The 18,587-nt window shown below is 65.5% G+C and carries 18 protein-coding genes and 2 pseudogenes; 13 read left to right on the top strand and 7 right to left on the bottom strand.

The genetic code is table 11. The features are described from left to right. From B7X30_RS09660 to B7X30_RS09640, 5 genes and pseudogenes are all read left to right on the top strand, one after another. Positions 1–1,561, top strand: a 1,561-nt coding sequence (locus B7X30_RS09660) for a chemotaxis protein CheA (protein ID WP_286730367.1), incomplete at its 5' end; no start/stop codon positions are given. 6 nt (positions 1,562–1,567) lie between these two features. After that, the gene (locus tag B7X30_RS09655) at positions 1,568–2,182 is read left to right on the top strand and encodes a chemotaxis protein (protein ID WP_156052842.1); all 615 of its coding nucleotides are present in this window, start codon (positions 1,568–1,570) and stop codon (positions 2,180–2,182) included. Beyond that, positions 2,179–2,931, top strand: coding sequence for an oxygen-binding di-iron domain-containing protein (locus tag B7X30_RS09650; RefSeq protein ID WP_013105515.1), 753 nt, complete (start codon positions 2,179–2,181; stop codon positions 2,929–2,931). Before B7X30_RS09655 ends, B7X30_RS09650 begins: the two co-directional genes overlap by 4 nt. Before the next feature lie 37 nt (positions 2,932–2,968). Next, positions 2,969–3,787, top strand: a pseudogene (locus B7X30_RS15745) (methyl-accepting chemotaxis protein); the annotation flags it as partial. A gap of 21 nt (positions 3,788–3,808) precedes the next feature. Next, positions 3,809–4,213 (top strand): CZB domain-containing protein, encoded by a 405-nt coding sequence (locus B7X30_RS09640; RefSeq protein ID WP_353681918.1) that lies wholly within the window; start codon positions 3,809–3,811, stop codon positions 4,211–4,213. Positions 4,214–4,405: 192 nt separating this feature from the next. Here the strand turns inward: B7X30_RS09640 and B7X30_RS09635 are convergent, their stop codons facing one another. Beyond that, the gene (locus B7X30_RS09635; protein WP_286730366.1) at positions 4,406–4,783 is read right to left on the bottom strand and encodes a hypothetical protein; all 378 of its coding nucleotides are present in this window, start codon (positions 4,781–4,783) and stop codon (positions 4,406–4,408) included. A 68-nt stretch (positions 4,784–4,851) separates the two neighbouring features. Here B7X30_RS09635 and B7X30_RS15790 point away from each other — a divergent pair. The 7 genes and pseudogenes from B7X30_RS15790 to B7X30_RS09605 all read left to right on the top strand — a co-directional run. Beyond that, positions 4,852–5,115, top strand: a pseudogene (locus B7X30_RS15790) (methyl-accepting chemotaxis protein); the annotation flags it as partial. 18 nt (positions 5,116–5,133) lie between these two features. After that, positions 5,134–5,688, top strand: a complete 555-nt coding sequence (locus B7X30_RS15785) for a CZB domain-containing protein (RefSeq protein ID WP_502694418.1) — start codon at positions 5,134–5,136, stop codon at positions 5,686–5,688. 30 nt (positions 5,689–5,718) lie between these two features. After that, on the top strand, positions 5,719–6,684 hold the full coding sequence (locus B7X30_RS09625) for a chemotaxis protein (RefSeq protein ID WP_013105512.1): 966 nt from the start codon (positions 5,719–5,721) through the stop codon (positions 6,682–6,684). 47 nt (positions 6,685–6,731) lie between these two features. Beyond that, positions 6,732–8,261: a methyl-accepting chemotaxis protein gene (locus B7X30_RS09620; RefSeq protein ID WP_156052845.1), complete on the top strand. Its 1,530-nt coding sequence runs from the start codon at positions 6,732–6,734 to the stop codon at positions 8,259–8,261. 127 nt (positions 8,262–8,388) lie between these two features. Beyond that, positions 8,389–12,873, top strand: coding sequence for an EAL domain-containing protein (locus B7X30_RS09615; protein WP_286730364.1), 4,485 nt, complete (start codon positions 8,389–8,391; stop codon positions 12,871–12,873). A gap of 113 nt (positions 12,874–12,986) precedes the next feature. After that, complete coding sequence (locus tag B7X30_RS09610; RefSeq protein ID WP_013105509.1) at positions 12,987–13,268, top strand: type II toxin-antitoxin system TacA family antitoxin; 282 nt, start codon at positions 12,987–12,989, stop codon at positions 13,266–13,268. Beyond that, on the top strand, positions 13,265–13,762 hold the full coding sequence (locus tag B7X30_RS09605) for a GNAT family N-acetyltransferase (protein WP_013122848.1): 498 nt from the start codon (positions 13,265–13,267) through the stop codon (positions 13,760–13,762). The genes B7X30_RS09610 and B7X30_RS09605 overlap by 4 nt, the downstream gene beginning before the upstream one ends. A gap of 60 nt (positions 13,763–13,822) precedes the next feature. On the opposite strand, the gene B7X30_RS09600 is transcribed toward B7X30_RS09605, so the two are convergent. The 3 genes from B7X30_RS09600 to fliK form a co-directional block, all read right to left on the bottom strand. Next, entirely contained in the window at positions 13,823–15,463 is a 1,641-nt protein-coding gene (locus B7X30_RS09600) for a GGDEF domain-containing protein (protein ID WP_286730363.1), read from the bottom strand. A 62-nt stretch (positions 15,464–15,525) separates the two neighbouring features. Then, the gene (locus tag B7X30_RS09595) at positions 15,526–15,852 is read right to left on the bottom strand and encodes an EscU/YscU/HrcU family type III secretion system export apparatus switch protein (protein ID WP_013122846.1); all 327 of its coding nucleotides are present in this window, start codon (positions 15,850–15,852) and stop codon (positions 15,526–15,528) included. After that, positions 15,849–16,334 carry a flagellar hook-length control protein FliK gene (gene fliK, locus B7X30_RS09590; protein WP_286730362.1) on the bottom strand — a complete coding sequence of 162 codons (486 nt, stop codon included), beginning with the start codon at positions 16,332–16,334 and terminating at the stop codon, positions 15,849–15,851. Before fliK ends, B7X30_RS09595 begins: the two co-directional genes overlap by 4 nt. On the opposite strand from fliK, the gene B7X30_RS09585 reads away from it, so the two are divergent. Beyond that, positions 16,333–17,106 carry a hypothetical protein gene (locus tag B7X30_RS09585; protein ID WP_286730361.1) on the top strand — a complete coding sequence of 258 codons (774 nt, stop codon included), beginning with the start codon at positions 16,333–16,335 and terminating at the stop codon, positions 17,104–17,106. The two genes, fliK and B7X30_RS09585, sit on opposite strands and share 2 nt — an antisense overlap. Here the strand turns inward: B7X30_RS09585 and B7X30_RS09580 are convergent. From B7X30_RS09580 to B7X30_RS09570, 3 genes are read right to left on the bottom strand one after another with little or no spacing between them, the layout of a single operon-like run. Then, entirely contained in the window at positions 17,053–17,508 is a 456-nt protein-coding gene (locus B7X30_RS09580) for a DUF2802 domain-containing protein (RefSeq protein WP_286730360.1), read from the bottom strand. The two genes, B7X30_RS09585 and B7X30_RS09580, sit on opposite strands and share 54 nt — an antisense overlap. A gap of 47 nt (positions 17,509–17,555) precedes the next feature. Continuing rightward, complete coding sequence (locus B7X30_RS09575; RefSeq protein WP_013122843.1) at positions 17,556–17,771, bottom strand: hypothetical protein; 216 nt, start codon at positions 17,769–17,771, stop codon at positions 17,556–17,558. A gap of 48 nt (positions 17,772–17,819) precedes the next feature. Then, the gene (locus B7X30_RS09570) at positions 17,820–18,563 is read right to left on the bottom strand and encodes a flagellar motor protein (RefSeq protein WP_013122842.1); all 744 of its coding nucleotides are present in this window, start codon (positions 18,561–18,563) and stop codon (positions 17,820–17,822) included. Positions 18,564–18,587 lie beyond the last annotated feature (24 nt).

Here is an 18,587-nt window from a genome sequence, read left to right as displayed (position 1 = left end):
GCGGGAAGGCCTCTGGGTCACGCAGACCGAACGCGACAGCGGCAGCACCGGGCTGTTTGCCGAACGCCGCACCGCCGACGCCGAGCCCACTTCCCCCGCCTCCGCAAACGGCGACTCCATCACCCAAGACGAATTCGAGCGCGTGCTCGACGACCTCTACGGCACAGGCCAGGCGCCGGGCGCGGCACCTGCTGGCGCCCTTGCCGCACCCGCCAGCCGTACCGCCGACGAGATCACCCAGGACGAATTCGAGCGCGTGCTCGACCAGATTCACGGCGCAGGCCACGCCCCAGGCCAGGCCAGCGCGCCAGCGCCCGAAGTTGCGCAAAAATCCGAGCAAAAAGTCGCACAAAAAACCGAGCCCGCCGCACCGTCGGCACGCTCGGCCAACGGCAGCGCCGCCGAAGAAACCTCCATCCGCGTCGATTCCACCCGGCTCGACCAGGCGATGAACCAGGTCGGCGAACTCGTGCTGCTGCGCAACCGACTCAGCGCCGCCGTGGCCCGCATGGCGCAGGAAGACGAAGCCCTGGCCCGGCTGGCGCGCGAAACCGATCTCGCCGTCAACGACCTGCAAAACACCGTCATGCGCCTGCGCATGCAGCCGTGCAAACGCCTGTTCCAAAGCCTGCCCCGGGTGGTGCGCGACGCCTCGCGCAGCCTGGGTAAAAAAGTGCGGCTGGACATCGAGGGCGAAGACGTGGAAATCGACAAAACCGTGGTCGATGCGCTCTCCGGCCCGCTCATTCATCTGGTGCGCAACGCGCTCGACCACGGCATCGAAGAGCCTGAGGTACGCCGTCAGGCCGGCAAGCCCGAGGAGGCCGTGCTGCGCGTGCTCGCCCGCCATCTGGGCGACAAGGTGCAGATTCAGGTGGGCGACGATGGTCGCGGCATGAACGCGCAAAAAATCATGCAGCACGCCATTTCCAAAGGCGTCATCACCGCGCAGGAAGCCGCCCGCCTTTCCGAGCGCGAGATGCTCGAACTCATCTTTCTGCCCGGCTTCTCCACCAAAGAGCAGGTCAGCGAACTCTCCGGCCGCGGCGTCGGCATGGACGTGGTGCGCTCCACCGTCGCCTCGCTGCGCGGCCGCATCGACATCGACACCACGCTGGGCAAGGGCAGCACCCTCACGCTGGAGTTGCCGCTCACCATGGCCGTGCTGCCGGTGCTGTATTTCCGCCTGCGGCGCGAAACCTACGCCCTGCCGGTGGCGGCCATCGAAAACCTGCTCGCCATCGACCCCGAGCAGGTGCACTCGATCTCCGGGCGGCTGATGGTGCAGGTCGATGGCAACCGCGTGGTGCCCTACATCGATCTCGGCCAACTGCTGCAAGACCGCCCGATCGAGCTGCTCAAAGACCAGAGCGAAGGCATTCTCATCGAGCAGGGGCTGCTGGTGGTCTCAGAGGCCATGGGCACCGAAGACTCGGTGGTCAAACCGCTGGACATCTCCACCAACGACACCCTCTACCAAGGCGCCACCATCTCGGGCAACGGCGAGGTGGTGCTCATTCTCGACGGCGCCGCGCTGGCCCGGGTGCAACGCAAGAGCTGACCCATCATGGACGACCAATCTCTCGACACCCTGCGCCGCGATTTCATCGCCGTGGCTGATGCCACCTACGCCTTTCAGGGCGCGCTGAAAAAACGCCTGCGCGAAATCGACCGCAAGGCGCTCAACGCCCAGGTGCTGGTCAAGCGCCACGGCAAGGAACTCGCCGGCTACGGCGTGGTGGCGCAGGCTTTCCGCGAAGGCGCGCAGGCCATGCAGGCTGCCGCCGAGCAGGTGCAAAAGCTCATCAACCCGTTGATGCTGCACTTCATGGAAACCCTGCGCGATGCGCAGCAGATGGAGAGCCTGCGCAACATTCACAACGCCGCCACCGCGCATTGCCCCTCACTGGCCGAGCGCATGCGCCAGCACGCCGACATGCAGGATCGCCACGCTGCGGGCAGCCGCCGCGCCGGTCTGGCGCTCAACTCGGCGCTCGACCGCTTTCAGTCCGTCATTGCCGAGCTCGACTATGTCGTGGTCAACGGCCGCATCGAAGCGGCGCTGAAAGGCACGGTCAGCGCGCCGCTGGCGCAGGTTTCTCTGGAAATGGATCGGTCTGTGAGCGGCGTGCAGGAATTGCTGCGCACCTATCGCGAACAAATTGAAAGGATCATCGAATGAAATCGCTGCAATTTTTCAGCCAGGGTAACCACCACTGGAACATCATCTACGACCAGGACGAGCGCCGCGTCATCGACTCCAACGTCTACGCCTTGAGCGTGGACGACCAAACCCTCATCCTGGATCCGGGCGGATTCGAGATCTTCCCGCAGGTTTTCAGCGCCCTGGTCGAAGTGGCCCCACCCGGCTCGCTCAAAGCCGCTTTCGTCAGCCATCAAGACCCCGACATCGCCTCCAGCCTGCCGCTGTGGAACGCCTGCAGCCCGACCATCGCCTGGCATGTGCCCAAGCTGTGGAGCGGCTTCATCCGCCATTACGGCGCGCTCGACGCCGATCTGCGCGACATTCCCGATGAAGGCGGCGAAATGACTCTGGGCTCCGCCCGGCTGCAGTTCGTCCCCGCGCATTATCTGCACTCTTCGGCGAACTTCCACGTCTATGACGCCTTCGCCAAAGTGCTGTTCTGTGGCGATGTGGGCGCGGCGCTGCTGCCCGCCGGTCACGCGCCCTTCGTCGATCGCCGCAACATCGAATCACCCGCCGCGTTCGACGAGCACATCAAGTCTGCCGAGTATTTCCACAAACGCTGGATGCCGTCGATGGCCGCCAAGCGCAATTGGTGCGAGCGTGTCTCGAAGATGGACATCGACTTTCTCGCCCCGCAGCACGGCGCCATTTATACCGGCCAGAACGTCAAGCGCTTCATTGACTGGTTCGACGCACTCAAGGTCGGCTCGGCCATCGAGTAAGCCCCCCCATCTCACCCTAATTTCTCTCGTCACCATCATGGACGCCACCGCCCTCCACTATCTGCAACAAGCTCTGGAACCGCTCGACAGCCTGGAAATGCTGGCCGAGGCCGACGCCGCCATGGAAAACCCCGTGTTCTACATGAACCGCGCCGCGCGCGAAACCATGGAGCGGTTTCACACCACCCTCAACTCGGCGCTGCGCGGCGCCGACGTGCGCAACGCCCTGCACCACTCCATCCACCAGTTCCACAAAGACCCGGAACGCATCCGCGCCATCCTGCGGCGTCTGGCCGACGGTAGCCTGGACAAGCATGTGCAGGAGATGGCCGTGGGCAAGGTGATCTTCGCGCTTGTTTTCGTTGCGGTGCGCGATCCGCAAGGCCAGGTCATCGCCTTTCACGCCAGTTGGCGCGATGTGTCGCACCTCAAAGACATCAGCGCCGTGAGCGATCGGCTCAAAGAGGTCGTCAGCACCCTCAACAGCGCGGCTGGCGATATCGGCCAGTCCATGACCTCGGTGGATACCGCCATTGGCAATGTGGGCCGCGCCATCAACGGCAACGGCGCCGCAGTCTCGCACCTGCAAGAACAGGTCAACGCCATCAGCGCCATCGTGCGCAATATCCGCGAAATCTCTTACCAGACCAATCTGCTCGCGCTCAACGCCGCCATCGAGGCCGCCAGAGCCGGCGAGCATGGCCGCGGCTTTGCCGTGGTCGCCGACGAAGTGCGCAATCTGGCGCGCCGGGTACAGGTCGCCACCGCCGAGGTGGAGGAAAACACCACCGCCATCGGGCAGCAGGCCCACGACATCGCCACCACCAGCGCCAATTCGGGCAAGGAGCTCGATCTGGTGCAGTCGGTCGTGGTTCGCATGAACAACCAGGTCAGCAATATGCAGACCAACGCCACGCGCATGATGCTGCAGTCGGCGCAGGAAGATCACAAAGACTTTGTCAATCACATCCTGGCCGAAGTCTCGAAGGACAAACAGGCCAAGCTCCCCACGGAAGTCACCGACCACCACAACTGCCGCCTGGGCAAGTGGTATGACAGCCAGGGCGTGGCGACTTTTGGCGGCCTCTCCGCCTTCCGCGCGCTCGAAGCGCCGCATGCGCAGATTCACGCCACCGCGAAGCAACTGCTCGAAGCGGTGCACGGCGGTCAGCGCGATCAGGTGGCGCGTCTTTCCAGCTCACTCAGCGATCAAGAAGATCTGATCGTCGACCGACTGCAGGCGCTCAGCGATGCCATCGAGAGCCAGAGCAAGGTCGGCTGAAGCCCTGCCCGACCCGACAACCGGAGACAGTCAGTGGAACCCGACAGCCCCGACATGGCAACCCTCGTGGATGCGGACGCATCCTCCCCCTCCCAACCTCCCCCACTGCGTGGAGGAGGAGACAACCAGACTCCCTCTCCACAGGCTGGGGAGGGTTGGGGTGGAGAGGGCGGCCGTGAGAAAAAACAAACCTCAGTCAACACCGGAGCTCAAGTCCCCCCCGGCGGGCTGCTTGAGCGCGTACGCGAAGACCGCGAGCGCGTGCTGCAAGCCGTGCTCGATTTGATCAGCGGCAAGGGCGAAGCCGCGCTGCGCGATATCGACCTGATCGACGCCGACGATTGGGCGCGCAAGCTCGGCGGCGTGCGGCAGATGTTGCTGCACGGCGTGGACGCGCTGCGCACCACCACCCAGTCGCTCGCGTTCGCCGAAAGCCGCACCGCCGGTTTCGATCACGACATCCACGGCCTGTCGCAGCGGGTGGGCGATATGGCGGCGCGGCTGCAAGGCGCAGCCCTGCAAACCCACACCGCGCAAACCCAGCTCGACGATTTGCGCAGCGGCGTACAAGCCACACCGAAGCCAAGCTCACCGGCTTTGTCGATGCCGTGCGCTCAGTCGAGACGCTCACTGCGGGCATCAGCGAAATCGCCTCGCAGACCAATCTGCTGGCGCTCAACGCCGCCATCGAGGCCGCTAGAGCCGGCGAGCATGGCCGCGGCTTTGCCGTGGTCGCCGACGAGGTGCGCAATCTGGCGCGCAAAACCGCCCGCATCACCCATGAAATCGAAGACCTCACCCACAATCTGCGCGACCAGTCGTCCGACGTCGGGGTGGATATGGCTCGCTCGGTGCAACGAGTGCAGCGTGTCGGCGCCTTGGTCACCAACACCGGCGAAACGCTGGTCGAGGTCAAGAGCATGCTCGGCAAGGTACGCACAGTCGCGACCGAGCAGACCGCTCTGATGCGCCAACTGGTCAGCGACGCCGACCGCCAGCGCCTGGATGCCGAACAGGCCGCCGCGCTGATGCAGGTGCTGGTGCAACGCTTCGAGGCCATGATGACCCTCATCCGCACCTCACGCGAGCAGCTCAAGACCGGCGTCACCGCGGTGTCGAAGTGGCTTGACCCCGCCGTCACCCTGCGGGTCTCGCTGGCCATGCACTACCAGTGGATCGGCCAGTTGCTCACCGCGGCGCAGAAGCAAGAGAAGATCGACATGGATGTGTCGAACTTCCACGGCTGCTTCTTCGGCAAGTGGTACTTCGGTGCGGGCGCGGGCTACTTTGGCAGCGACGCGGGCTTTGTCGGCGTCGATTCCGTTCACGAGGACGTGCACCGCACCGGCCAGGCACTGGTCGAAGCCATCCGCACCGACAACACCGCCCGCACCACCGAGCTGGCCACCCGGCTGGAAGCCTTGAGCGACACCATCACCGACCGTCTGGAAGCGCTGATGCGCCAGATTCCCTGATTCATTCATTGCAGCCCACAGGACCCCACCATGAATTCCAACGTCTTGCAAGAAGTCGACGAGCGTTCCAACCTCGCTGGCACCAATAAATTCGAACTGCTGCTGTTTCGCCTTGGCGAAGAGCCGCAATCGTCGCGGCGCGAGCTGTTCGGCATCAATGTGTTCAAGGTGCGCGAGGCGCTGGTGATGCCCCAGGTCACCGTCATGCCCGGTGCACCCAAGCATGTGCTGGGCGTGGCCAATATCCGCGGGCAGATCATCCCCGTCATCGACCTGCCGGCCGTGGTCGGCTGCGTGCCCAAGACCGGGCTGAACATTCTGGTCGTCACCGAGTACGAGCGCTCGGTGCAGGGCTTCGCGGTGGAAGAGGTTGAAGAAATCGTGCGGCTGGAATGGAGCAAGGTGCTGTCGGCCGAGGCCAACGCCGTAGGCGGCATGGTCACCAGCATCGCCCGCCTGGAAGACGATCAGACCACCCGGCTGGCGCTGGTGCTCGATGTGGAAAAGGTGCTGCGCGATGTGCTGCCCTCACGCGTGCATGAGGTGAAAGACACCCACAATATGGGCCCGGCGCTGGGGCTGAAGCCCGGCGCGGTCATTCTCACGGCCGACGACTCCTATGTGGCCCGTGCGCAGATCGAGAAGGCCTTGCAGGCACTGCACGCGCCCTTCGTCAGCACCAAAACCGGCAAGGAAGCCTGGGAGCGCCTGCAAACCCTGGCGAACGAGGCGCGCGCCGAGGGCAAGCGCATCGAAGACAAGGTGCAGCTGGTGCTCACCGACCTGGAAATGCCTGAGATGGACGGCTTCACCCTCACCCGCCACATCAAGCAGGACGAGCGCTTCAAGAACATTCCGGTGGTCATCCACTCCTCGCTGTCGGGCTCGGCCAATGAGGACCATGCCCGCAGCGTGGGCGCCGATGCCTATGTGGCGAAGTTCGTCGCCGACGAATTGGCGCAGACCATTCGCAAGGCGATTGCCGCGCACGCCTGAACGCTCCCGTTTTTTCATTCAAGCGGTTTAACAAAGCGAATCGACCGATGCATACCACGCCCTCAGCACCCCCAGCAGAAGCCAGTAGCAACACCCCGGCGGAATTTCTGCAGCACTTGCTCACCCAGCGCCCGGTCGACCTGCGGCAAACGGCGCCCCAAGGGTGCGGCGCGGGCCTGGATGAATTCCTCGCCTTGGTCACGCATCTGGTCGATACCACCACGCACAACGCCACCGGGGTGGCCTACGGCATTGCGCGCATCAGCTTCGAGGCGCGCACCGCCACGCAGGACGCGCAAAGGCATGCGAAGGAGCAGACCGAGCGCATCGGCGCCATGGGCGAAAGCCTGGAAACCTTCATCCGCGGCATCGTCGGGGTGCAGGGCCAAACCGAGGCGCTGCGGGCCGATTCGCAAAGCATCACTCTGCTCAGCACGCGCGGCGCGCGCGAGGCGCATGAGGCCAATGCGGTGTTCGAGCAACTGGCGCAGACCACGAGCCAGAACCAGACCGAAATTCAGGCGCTCGGCAAAGGCTTTGCGCAAGTCACCGCGGTCACGCAAGTCATCAAGGACATCGCGCAGAAAACCAGCCTGCTGGCGCTCAACGCCAATATCGAAGCCGCCCGCGTGGGCGAGGCTGGACGCGGCTTTGCCGTGGTGGCCGAAGAAATCCGCAAGCTGGCGATGAACACGCAGCAATCGGTGCAGAGCATCGCCACCTTCGCCGCCGAAGTCAGCCGCAGCCTGCAAGTGGTCACGCAATCGACCCAGCAGTTCGCCGCGCAGATGGACAACGGCAAAGCGCTGGCCACAGCCATGTCGGCCAATTTCCAGGACATCGCCCGCAACATCGAGGCGATGAATTCCGGCGTGAACAAGGTTTACACCCAACTCGGTCACGAGGTGGACGCCGTGCGCACCATTAGCGGCCAGTTCGCCGCACTGTCCAGCACGGTACAGGCCAGCGCCAACCAGACCATCGCCACCAGTGAGCGCATTGCCGACGAAGTGCAGCAGTCGCTCAACGCCAGCCAGACCTTGTTCGAGGCGGCCACGCAATTCGTCACCGCCTCGAAAACCAGCCAGGTGATGCGCGATCTCGACGCCGTTTGCAAAGAGATCGAGGCCGCACTCGCTCAGGCGCTGGCCAGCGGCGCGCTCACCGAGCAGGCGCTGTGGGACGAACAATACGAGCCGGTGCCCGGAACCAAGCCGCAGAAATTCCGCACCCGCTTCACCGAGTTCATCAAAAGCCGCATCCAGCCCATCGAGGACGCATGGCTGGGCAAGAGCGAGCAATACCGCTTTGCGCTGCTGGTGGACCGCAACGGCTACGCTGCGGCGCACAACAGCGTGTTCGATCGCCCGCTGACCGGCGACTACGCCACCGATCTGGCGGGCAACCGCTCCATGCGACTGTTCAACGATCCGGTAGGTCTGGCCGCCGCGCAAAACACCAACCCCTTTCTGCTGCAGGTCTATGCCCGCGATACCGGCGAGATCATGCAGGAGCTATCGCGCCCGGTGAGCGTGGGCGGCCGTCATTGGGGCGCCGTGCGGCTGGCGTTTATTTGAAGTCGGTCATCTGACCCCTCCTGCGCTGTGTCATTTTTTACACCGTTGCCGATCATTCCGCAGACAGTCTGGATGATGCCTGCCCGCGAGGTGTTGTAATGCCGGGCTGTATTTTTCGATTCATGGCATGCCTCACAACACCCGTTTCCAGACCGACCGCCGCCGCATCCTGATTGCGGTGCTCATTGCCAATTTATTGCTGGCTGCGGCCGTTGGCGTGGTGCTCTGGGTCAGCTGGGATCGCAACCGCAACGGCATCGAGCAGATTCTGCAAAGCGAGGCCGCGTTCTGGGCCGACGCGATAAACCAGCGTTACGACCAGCTTCAGGCCACTTGTACCGTGGCGCAGCGGCAGCTTCACGACAACCCCGATCTGCTGCAGCAGCCAGGGCCGTGGCTGAGCGAAATGAATGCGCTGATGCCCTTCATCGACGGCGTTTCCCTGGTCGCGCCGACCGGCGATGTGCTGGCGCTTGCACCGAGTCGCGCAATCCCGCCGCAGGCGCATGCGGCCATCTCCGCGTCGCCGGGGTTTGCTCAGACCTTGTCCACGCCGGGGCGGATTCGCATCGGGCTGCCGCAGCCCGATCCGCTGGCGCCAGAGCAGCACATCACCCCGGCCCGCTGCGCGCTGACCTTGCACAAAGGCGCGCCTCGTCCCGAGGTCATGTTGATTTTCGACGTGGGCCTGCAGCGAGCGCTGCAAAATCTGCAGCACACTTTGTCGAGTTTCAACAGCAAGGGCCGCTGGGTGCCGGCGGTGGGCCTGTTGCGCAGTGACGGCTATTTGCTCGCGCGGCTGCCTGCGCCGCTGCCGCAAATCCAGCCCTCGCTCAAGAATGCACCCGCGCGCGGGGTGCTCGCACGCGAAATTGCCGCGCATCCCGAGCAAACGCATGGGGTTTTCCTCGGGCCGGTGCAGGCGGCGGGCGGCGCTGAGCTCCTGGGCGCTTGGCAACGCCTGGGCGCGCATTCGGTCGTTGCCTTCACCAGCCTGCCGGCCAGCGCGCTCACCGCGCTGTGGTGGCGTCAGACCTGGCCGATGCTGACAGGCTGGGCGATTTTGCTGCTGATGCAACTGCTCGGCGGCTTGCTGATCAACCGCAGTCTGGAGCGCCAGCACCGGCTGGCGCAGATCAATGCCGCATTGGCGCAGGCCAGCCAGGTCGTGGCCGAAGCCCCGGATGAAGCCACGCTGTTCCAGCGCATTTGCGACATCAGCGCCGACGCCGGAGGCATGCAACTGGCTTGGATCGGTCAGCCCGATGTCGGCGGGCAGGCCAAGGTGCTCGCTGCCGCTGGAAAGACCGCCTATCTCGACGGAATGCCGCTGTCCATCCATGCCGATCAGATCAGCGGCCAGGGGCCGTTTGGCAAGGTTTGGCGCGACGCTGCGCCCCTTTATGTGCAAGGCAAAGACTCCGCCCAACTGTTGCTGCCCTGGGCGGGGCGCATGAAGCAGTTCGGTCTGCGCACCATGGCCGCCTTGCCGGTGATGCGGCAAAACCGGCTCTACGCGGTGTTCAGCATTTACCGCGACAGCCGCGCGCGCATCACCCGAGACCAACGCAATCTGCTCGAAGAACTCGCGCGCAGCCTGGGCCGCGGACTCGATCGTCTGCAACTGGCCGAGGCCGAACGCAAAGAGCGCGAAAGCCGCCAGCGCCAGCAGGAACTGGTGCGCGGAGTGATGGCGCAGATCGACATTCTGATTAGCGCGCGCAACGACGCCGAAGTGCTGGAGAGCGCCTGTACCCGCCTGCTCGAAACCGGCTTGTTCGCCGCCGTATGGGTCGCCCAGCCCGATGTGCACGAGCGCGTGCACCCGCTCGCTGCCGGAGGGAATGCGCTGGACACGCTGTCCGCCCAATCGCCGCCGCTCTTGGTCAGCTCCACCCAAACCCACGCCCTGGCCCGCGCCTGGCACACCTCGGAAGAAGCGCAAGAAACCGACCCGCACTCGCCCCTGCTGCAACCCTGGGCCGAGTACGCCCTGCCGGGCTGGCAACCGCTTGCCCTGGCCTTGCCGCTGCGCCGCAACGGCGGGCGCTGGGCGGCGCTGGTGCTGGTGCTGTTCAACGTCGACGATCTGGACGAAGGCCTGCACGGCCTGTTGCGCCGGGTGGGCAAACTGATCGAGCAGGCGCTGGGCGAAATCGACCTCAAGGCCGATCTGGAAGCCGAGCAGGCGCAGCAACGCCACCTCGCCCGCCACGACGCCCTGACCGGCCTGCCCAACCGCCTTGCCCTCGAACACCACCTGCCGCTGGCCATGGCCCGGGCCCGCCGCCACAAAAATTTGCTGGTCGTGGGCGTGATGGATCTCGATGATTTCAAGCCGGTAAACGACACCCACGGCCACGCCGCGGGCGACCAGCTTCTGCGTCAACTGGGCGAGCGCCTCAGGGCCGCCGTGCGCGAGATCGATCTGGTCGCGCGACTGGGTGGCGACGAGTTCGTGCTGGTGCTCGAAGGCGTGGCGCAGGCCAGCGATCTGCCCATCGTGCTCGACCGCATTCACAGCGCCGTCGAAACCCCGTTCGACCTCGGCGACGGCGTGCTGGCCAAGGTGGGCATGAGCCTGGGCGTGACGCTTTACCCGGCCGACGAGGCGCAGGCCGAGGTGCTGCTGCGCCACGCCGATGCCGCGCTTTACGCCAGCAAGGCGCACAAGGCCGATCGCACCCGTTGGTGGCAGGTCTGGGGCGATGGCCTGGAGCAGGCCGCCGACAAACCCGCCGACTTGCCCATTCATGTCGACCCCTACGGCGAAACCGCCCACCGCCTGCTCGGCCTGATTGGCGACCTGCTGGAGCGCAACGCCGAGACCTTCGTCGAGCGCTTCTATTCCACCCTGGGCCAAGACCCGGAGTCGGCCGCGCTGCTCGCCGCCCTCTCCGCGGAGGAGGCCGCCCATTTGCGCAGCCGGCAGCATGCCCGCTTGCTGCAAATCCTTCACCCCGACCTGTCGGCCGAAACCCATCAGGAACAAGCGCGGCACACCGGCGCGATTCACGCGCTGGTGGGAGTCAGCACCGGGGCGCTGGTCAACAGTTTCGGCTGGTATCTGCAAAGCCTGCACGACTTGCTGGGCGAAGCCCCGGTGCGCAGCGCTGATCGAGCCGTGCTGGCTCAGGTCACCACCGCGCGCCTGCAGCGCGAGCTGCAATGGCAAAGCGATGGGGCGCAGACGCAGCGCGAGCAATATCAACAGATGCTGTTCGGGCTGGAGCAGATGCAGCCCGAACTGACCCAATGGGCCGATCTGGCCCGCACCGTGCTCGAATCAGTCACCGCCCTGCCGGGCATGGCAGCCACGGTGATCTACAAGCCCGACGCGCAGGGGCACTTCATCCCCGAGTTCACAGCGGGGGCGTTTGACGAATACTGGCAGGCGCTCGATGCGGTGGCCATGGCCAATCTCGACATCGACCCGCATAGCCCCTTCGGCCTCACCCCGCACCCGCGCTGCTGGCGCAGCGAGCAGATCGAAACCAACGCCAGCTACGTCACCGATCCGCGCATGGCGCCCTGGCGTGCGGTGGCGCACAGCGTCGGCGTGCGCAGTTCGGCCGCGGTGCCGGTGAAAGACAGCCGCGGCCGCATGCTCGCCGTCATGGGGCTGTACGGACGTTACCCCGGCCAGTTCGAAACGCAGAGCATGCACAGCTTCCTGCGCGGTATCGAACAACTCTTCGAACGCGGGCTTTACGGCCTGATGACCCGGCGCGAATCCGCCCCCATGCCCCTGCAGGACCGCCGCGCCTGGCGCCACCGCCTGTTCAGCGGCGGTCTGGAAATGCACTATCAGCCCCTGGTCGATCTTCACACGGGTGAGCCCACCGCCATGGAAGCGCTGGCCCGGTTGCGGCTCGAAGACGGGCGGCTGATCGGCCCGGGGCAGTTCCTGCCGTCGTTTGGCGCCTCCGAGCTCACCCGCCTGTTCACCCTCGGGCTGGAGCAGGCGCTGAACCAGCTGGCCCAATGGGACGGCGCGGGTCAGCGCCTCGATCTGTCCATCAACCTGCCGCTCGAAGTTTTGCTCATGCCCGAATGCGCCCGCTGGGTGGCCGACGCGCTGCACACCCGGCACATCGCGCCTGATCGGCTACGGCTGGAAATTCTGGAAGACGCCGACTTCCAGAACGACGCCGAGCGCGACCGCGCGGTGCGCAGCCTGGCCGCCACCGGCGCGCGGCTGGTGATGGACGATCTGGGCAGCGGCTACAGCAGTCTGCTGCGGCTGCGCACCCTACCCTTCCACACGGTGAAAATCGACCAGGGCCTGGTGCGGCAGATTCCCTCCGAAGCGCAAACCGAGGCAGACGGCATGATCGGCTTCATCGGCGCCCTGGTCCACATGACCCAGGCGCTCGGCCTGAAAGTGGTGGTCGAAGGTCTGGAAACCCCGGCGCTAGTGGAGGTGGCTGCGGTATTGGGCGCTGATTATGGTCAGGGTTACGCCCTGGCGCGGCCGATGGCAGCAGCCGACGTGCCCGCCTGGCTGCAAACCTTCCGCTGGCTCACCCAGGCCTCGTCACCCCAAACCCGCCTGGGCCAGCGCGCGCAGCAATGGGTGCGGGAAAATGCGGAACGCAACCGGGCCGACTGAAGTCGGCCCGGTTGCGCCAGAATGGCCGCTTGAAAAAAATCGCCCAAAGCCGTCGAAAATCCGCCTTAACTTGTACGGCAAATTGCCGTATTATTGAGTTGGAGGACAAATTCATGCCCGCTGCAATTTCTACTGCCCGTCTCGAAGCCCGAATCAGCACCGATCTGCATGCGATGCTCAAGCGCGCCGCCGAGCTTCAGGGGCGCACTATGACCGATTTCGTGGTGTCCGCCGTGCAGGACGCCGCGCAGCGCGCCATCGAACAAGCCGAAGTCATCCGTCTATCTCTGGCCGATCAGGAATGTTTTGCGCAAGCGCTGCTGTCGCCACCCAAACCAGCCCCCGCCTTGGAGCGCGCTTTTAGCCGCCGCAGCAAGCTCTTGCGCGCTGAATGAGCGGCGCCCCGTTCCAGCTTGCGCCGCTCGATGCCGGGCATGATCGCGTCGCCTTCAATAGTGATTCGGAGCCGCTGAACCGCTACCTGCGCGAACAAGTCACCCAGGACATTCTTCGCCGCATCGCTGCCTGTTTCGTGGCGCTGGCTGACGGGCAGCGCATCGCGGGCTACTACACCTTAGCCTCGGCAAGCCTGCTGCTAGCCGATCTTCCGGCGGGCACCGGCAAGAAGCTGCCGCGCTATCCCACCGTGCCTGCCGTTCGTATGGGCCGCTTGGCAGTCGATCAGGCATTCAAGGGACAAGGTCTTGGCGGTGCGCTGTTGGCTGATGCGCTCGACCGCGCCGCCCGTTCGGAGATTGCCGCCTTTGCCCTGATGGTAGACGCCAAGGACGAGGCGGCAGCGGCTTTCTACCGGCATCACGGCTTCATCGCTTTGCCAGACTCGCCGCTGACCCTGTTCTTGCCGCTGGCGACCGTCCAGCGCTTTTGAAACGCGCCCCGACGTAATTTGCATTGCATTTTGTGAGGCGACGCCAGCGAGGCCAAAAACTTATCCGCGAAGCGCGAAGAATCGCAACGCGCTCTTGGGCAGGCTGCCACCGGCCTTGGCGCCATCGCAGGGCACGGCGAATTCCACCCGTTTGCGCCCCGCCTGCTTGGCCTGCAGCAGTGCGGCGTCCACGCGCTGATAGATCGCGGGGAAGTCTTCATCCGGGCACAGTTCGGCCACTCCGGCGCTGAAACTCAGGGGAATGCGCCGCCCCGCGCTGTCCTGCACCAGGGTCTGATCGCTGAACGCAACCAGCAGACGCTGCACCACGACGAGCGACTGCTGCACCGGCGTGTCGGGCAGGAGGAGCATGAACTCCTCGCCCCCCATGCGCGCCACGCGGTCGCTCGGCCGGATCAGCCGTTTGGCCAGCGCCACCAGCGCCTTCAGCACGGCGTCGCCGGTATCGTGGCCGTGGGTGTCGTTCACCGATTTGAAGTGATCGAGATCGAGCAGCGCCAGGGTGAGCGGCTGGCCCTGACGCACCACGCGCGACTGCATACGGGTGAACTCGGCATCCAGCCCGCGGCGGTTGAGCGCGCCGGTGAGCGGGTCTTCCTGCAATTGCTGGCTGACCTGTTCTAGTTCGCCTTCGAGCGAGCGGATGCGCTCTTGCGCCGCCTGCGCCTGGCGCTGCGCCTCGGCCAGATGCACGCCGAGTTCGCCGCTGCGCTGCTGCATATTGCGGCTGTCGTCGAGCACATCCTGCACCAGCCTGCGGATTTCGTCCCATTCGCGGCTGCTCTGCAATTGCTCCAGCCGGGCTTCCATGCGCTGGTTGTATTCGCCGCCCTCGGCGGCGTAGTCGCCCAGCTTGCGCACCAACAGATCGATCAGCGCCTTGGCGGTGTGATGCGCGTCGTCTTCGCTCTTGCGCAGCACGCTGTGGCGCACCAGTAGATCGCGCACGGCGTTTTGCGCCGATTCGATGCGCTCGGGGACCAGCGGCGTCTGCAATTGCTCGCGAATCGCCGTGGCCTGCACGCCTACCCAGGCCTGCGGCACCAGATCGCCGAGATGATCGAGCAACAGCCGCGCGAGTTCAATCAAGCCGTTGCGCACCGCGTCTTCGGTGGTTTGCTCGCGGTCGATGGCCAGCCAGACTTCGCGCGCCTGCGTGCCCAGGTCGGCCGCCTGTTCGGCATTTTCCGCCGCCGCCATCAACTCGCGCAGCAGGCGCTGCGCGGTGTCGTGCGCGCAAAAGGGGCGCACGCCAAATTTGAGGGTTTGCAGCCAAAGCTCGCGCCATTCGCTGCCTGCACGGTTCGCAGCGTCGTCGCGGGTTTCAATGGGGGTGGACGCGCTCTGACTGCCACTGCGCGCGGGCAGCGCACTCCAGCGCTCTAGCAGTTGCTCCAACTCACGCCACTGGGCCTGCGGCGTAGGCAAGGCGACGAGGCGGTCGAGTTGCTGGCGTTTTTGCAACTGGGTCAGCCCGCTTTGCGAGCGCTCCCATTGCTCCAGCAGCCGGGGCAGCGCACGGCCCCAATCCGGGCTTTCCGGCGAAGGCTCTGCGGACGGAAGCGCTGCGCCATTTTGCAGACCTTCAAAAACGCGGCGGTAATTGTCCGGGGTGGGCTGCAGCTTGAGTTCGAGCAAGCGCTTGAGGGTGGCGCGCGCCTGGTCGGAAATGGTGGGCATGTGAATCCGGGTGAATGTGGTTTGGTTTGGTTTGGTTTGAATTGAATCGTATTGCAGCCGACTCAAGGCAAATGTAAATCCGGTGAGTCTTTGGGCTCGCCGCCCGCTTCCAGCCGCCAGAGCCAGGCGAGCAACTCCGCCACGGCGGTGTAAAGCGCCGGGGGAATTTGCGTGTCGAGATCGACCGCCATGAGCAGTTGCACCAACTGCGGCGACTCGTGGACATACACCCCCGCCTCCTTCGCCCGATTGATGATGGCTTCGGCCACCAGACCCTGCCCCTTGGCGACGACTTCCGGCGCGCCCGCAGCATCGGCGTCATAGCGCAGGGCGACGGCCTGCCGCAGTTCAGCGCGCTGCGGCGGCTTGGTTGGCCGCTCGGCACTCATTCGGTAGCTCCATCAGCAATCGAGCCAAGCTGCACGCCGCCGATCTCCAGCCCGGCTGACTGCAACGCCGCGCGCAATTGGGGCAGCGCCGCGTCGATGCGCTCCTGCGCCTGCGAGCTGCGCCGCAGCAGCAGATCGACGCGGTTGCCGTTGAGCTGCAGACGCGCCTGCACCGGGCCCAGCTGCGGCAGTTCAAGTTCGACCTGGGTGCTCCATGAGCGCTCGGCGGGCGCGCCCTGACGACGGCTGCTGTCTTCGGGGTCGGGCCGCAGGCTCCAGCGCGCGGTCTGGCCGGGCCACAACAGCCCTTCCCAGACGATCTGCCCCTGCATCAGCGTCTGCAACTGCTGCTGCACCACGCCATGCAATTCGGCGGGCAGGCGTGCGGCCAACGCGGCTGGATCGCTCGCCGTCTGCGGCCCCACCTGAACGGTCTGGTAAGCCGCCAGGGCCGCATGGCGCGGGGTGGGTGCAGTCTGCATGAAAGGCGTGGTCGCGGGCGCTGCGCGTGGCGGTTTGCAGCAAGGGCGAGAGCTTGCCCTGCGGCTGCGTCAGCAAGGTCGACAGGGGCTGCTGCCCCTGCGCCCAGGCGCCCAGATGGCTTTCGTAAAACAGGCCGCTGTTGCTCAGCGCGCTGGCCAGCAGTTGCGCGGCCTGCTGGGGCGGCTGGGCAGGGTTGGACCAGACCGGCGCGGCTGCGGCTGTCGCGGCGCGGGCGTCCGCGCCAAGGACGCTGTCATTCGCGCTGGCGCCCGCGGCAGCATTCGCAGCAGAAGCGCTCGCAGACGCCTGCATTTGTTGCAGCAGACCGAGCAACTGCCCCGGGCCGGACAACTGCGACTGGGCGGCTGCCTGCGCCGCCTGCTGCGGGGCGAGCAAAAATTGCGGCTGGCCGCCCTGCGATCCCAGATAAATCAGCGGCAGGCGCGCGCCAACCTGGAGTGCAGCTCCGGGCAGAGTGGCGTTCACCAGGGCGTTGCCCAGCCGCAGCAAAACCTGCGTTTGCAGCCGCCCACCCGCCGCCGCTGCCGCCAGGTTGGCCGCAGCGGGCGTAGCGGTCTGCACCTGAACCACCTCGGCCTCGAACGCGGTGCCCGGAGCGGCGACAAACGCCGTCGGTTCGGTCCGGGCAGCGCTCGTCGCCCCGGCGGGCGTGACCGACGGAACGCCGCCGAGGATTTGCGCCGGGTTCATCTGGCCTCAGACCGGCTCTTGGCGCAGGTGAATGATGAGCTCCGCCTCGGCCTCGCTTAGGCCGCAACGCTCGGCAATCTCGCGCACGGGCATGCCCTGGCGGGCCAGGGCGCGCACCTGCGCACCCACGGCGTCGGTAGAACTCACGGCGGCGGGTTCGTGGAGCACGGGCAGATCGGTGGGCTCGGCGGGGCTGGGTGCTGGCGGAGGTTCGGAGAACTGCGATGGCGTTGGAGTGAGAGGCGTTGCAGGCGCATCTGCGCGCGGCACCAGGGTGAACAGCGCCGAAGGCGGCGGGGTGGCGGCATCGCGCTCGTGCTCCAGGGTTTGCACGCGAAGCAGCAGGCCATGAACCTCATCGCGCGTTGCCGCCAGCAGGTCGAGCATGCGCTTGAGGGTGAAGGTCAGTGCGATTTGCAGCGCCACGATCAGCGCGGCGAAAACGAGGAGGATGAGGGTCATAGTGGCGCGGGGGATCGGAGAAACGGTCAGAGGGCGGTCACATCCTCTTAAGCACGGTCGTCGATATGCCGCCCCCGAGTGGCGTCGGGATCGGGCGCTTCGGTCGGGGCGGCGTCTGGCGCGGCGGGCGGCGCAGAGCCCGAGGGGGAACGACTGGCGGACGGCTGGCGATCCGGGGAATCGCGCCGCCCCCGCCCACCGCCATCGGGCAGGCGCGAAACCGGGTCGTAGGGGCTCACCGGGTTGATCGTCGCATCGTCCATCTTCACCTCCCGCCAGACTGTGCCGGATGCAGATCAGGCCTGCAGACCTCAGTGCGCAAAGTAACTCTGCAGCCGACCTTCGATGATGCGGGGATTTTCGCCCTCGGCGATGGCCACCAGGCCGTCCACCTGCATCTCCTGCAATTTGGCGCGATTGTGCACGATGCTCTTGAGCTTGTTGGCCACCGGCAGGAAAAACAGATTGGCCGAGCCCACGCCATACACCGTGGCGACGAAGGCCACGGCAATGCCGCCGCCGAGCTTGCTGGGGTCGGCGAGGTTTTCCATCACGTGAATCAGGCCGAGCACCGCGCCCAGAATGCCCACCGTCGGGGCATACCCCCCCGAAGACTCATACACCTTGGCGGCCTGGTTGTCGTGGTGTTCGACAGCGCCGATTTCCTGCTCGAGGGTGGAGCGGATTTTTTCAGGATCGGTGCCGTCCACCAGCATCTGCAGCCCTTTTTTCACAAACGGATCGGGCACCGACTCGATCATGGCTTCGAGCGCGAGCAGACCGTTTTTGCGCGCGGTGTCGCTCCATTCCAGAATCTGCTTGATCGTCTCCTGCGGATCACCTTTGGGCGGCAGCACGATCCACGGCAGCATCTTGAGCGAACGAATGAACACCTTGAGCGGGAACTGCAGCATGGTCGCGCCGGTGGTGCCTCCGATCACAATGAGAAAAGCCGTGCCCTGGATGATGGAGCTGATGTGCCCGCCTTCGAGCAGTTGCCCCAGCAGAATGGAGCCCAGCGCAACCACGACGCCGATGACGCTCAGAATGTCCATGAAAGATTCCCCGTCCCTGTATTG

It is taken from the genome of Thiomonas sp. 13-64-67, from assembly GCF_002282795.1.
GTDB lineage: Bacteria > Pseudomonadota > Gammaproteobacteria > Burkholderiales > Burkholderiaceae_C > Thiomonas > Thiomonas arsenitoxydans.
This window is presented reverse-complemented; position numbering and strand designations above follow the sequence as displayed.

Coding starts and splice junctions, on each gene's coding strand:
- B7X30_RS09580 (WP_286730360.1), bottom strand. CDS start 17,508: ATGACCCTCATCCTCCTCGTTTTCGCCGCGCTGATCGTGGCGCTGCAA.
- B7X30_RS09570 (WP_013122842.1), bottom strand. CDS start 18,563: ATGGACATTCTGAGCGTCATCGGCGTCGTGGTTGCGCTGGGCTCCATT.
- B7X30_RS09655 (WP_156052842.1), top strand. CDS start 1,568: ATGGACGACCAATCTCTCGACACCCTGCGCCGCGATTTCATCGCCGTG.
- B7X30_RS09610 (WP_013105509.1), top strand. CDS start 12,987: ATGCCCGCTGCAATTTCTACTGCCCGTCTCGAAGCCCGAATCAGCACC.
- B7X30_RS09620 (WP_156052845.1), top strand. CDS start 6,732: ATGCATACCACGCCCTCAGCACCCCCAGCAGAAGCCAGTAGCAACACC.
- B7X30_RS09625 (WP_013105512.1), top strand. CDS start 5,719: ATGAATTCCAACGTCTTGCAAGAAGTCGACGAGCGTTCCAACCTCGCT.
- B7X30_RS09640 (WP_353681918.1), top strand. CDS start 3,809: ATGAACAACCAGGTCAGCAATATGCAGACCAACGCCACGCGCATGATG.
- B7X30_RS09600 (WP_286730363.1), bottom strand. CDS start 15,463: ATGCCCACCATTTCCGACCAGGCGCGCGCCACCCTCAAGCGCTTGCTC.
- fliK (WP_286730362.1), bottom strand. CDS start 16,334: ATGCAGACTGCACCCACCCCGCGCCATGCGGCCCTGGCGGCTTACCAG.
- B7X30_RS09575 (WP_013122843.1), bottom strand. CDS start 17,771: ATGGACGATGCGACGATCAACCCGGTGAGCCCCTACGACCCGGTTTCG.
- B7X30_RS09595 (WP_013122846.1), bottom strand. CDS start 15,852: ATGAGTGCCGAGCGGCCAACCAAGCCGCCGCAGCGCGCTGAACTGCGG.
- B7X30_RS09615 (WP_286730364.1), top strand. CDS start 8,389: ATGCCTCACAACACCCGTTTCCAGACCGACCGCCGCCGCATCCTGATT.
- B7X30_RS09605 (WP_013122848.1), top strand. CDS start 13,265: ATGAGCGGCGCCCCGTTCCAGCTTGCGCCGCTCGATGCCGGGCATGAT.
- B7X30_RS15785 (WP_502694418.1), top strand. CDS start 5,134: ATGCTCGGCAAGGTACGCACAGTCGCGACCGAGCAGACCGCTCTGATG.
- B7X30_RS09585 (WP_286730361.1), top strand. CDS start 16,333: ATGAAAGGCGTGGTCGCGGGCGCTGCGCGTGGCGGTTTGCAGCAAGGG.
- B7X30_RS09650 (WP_013105515.1), top strand. CDS start 2,179: ATGAAATCGCTGCAATTTTTCAGCCAGGGTAACCACCACTGGAACATC.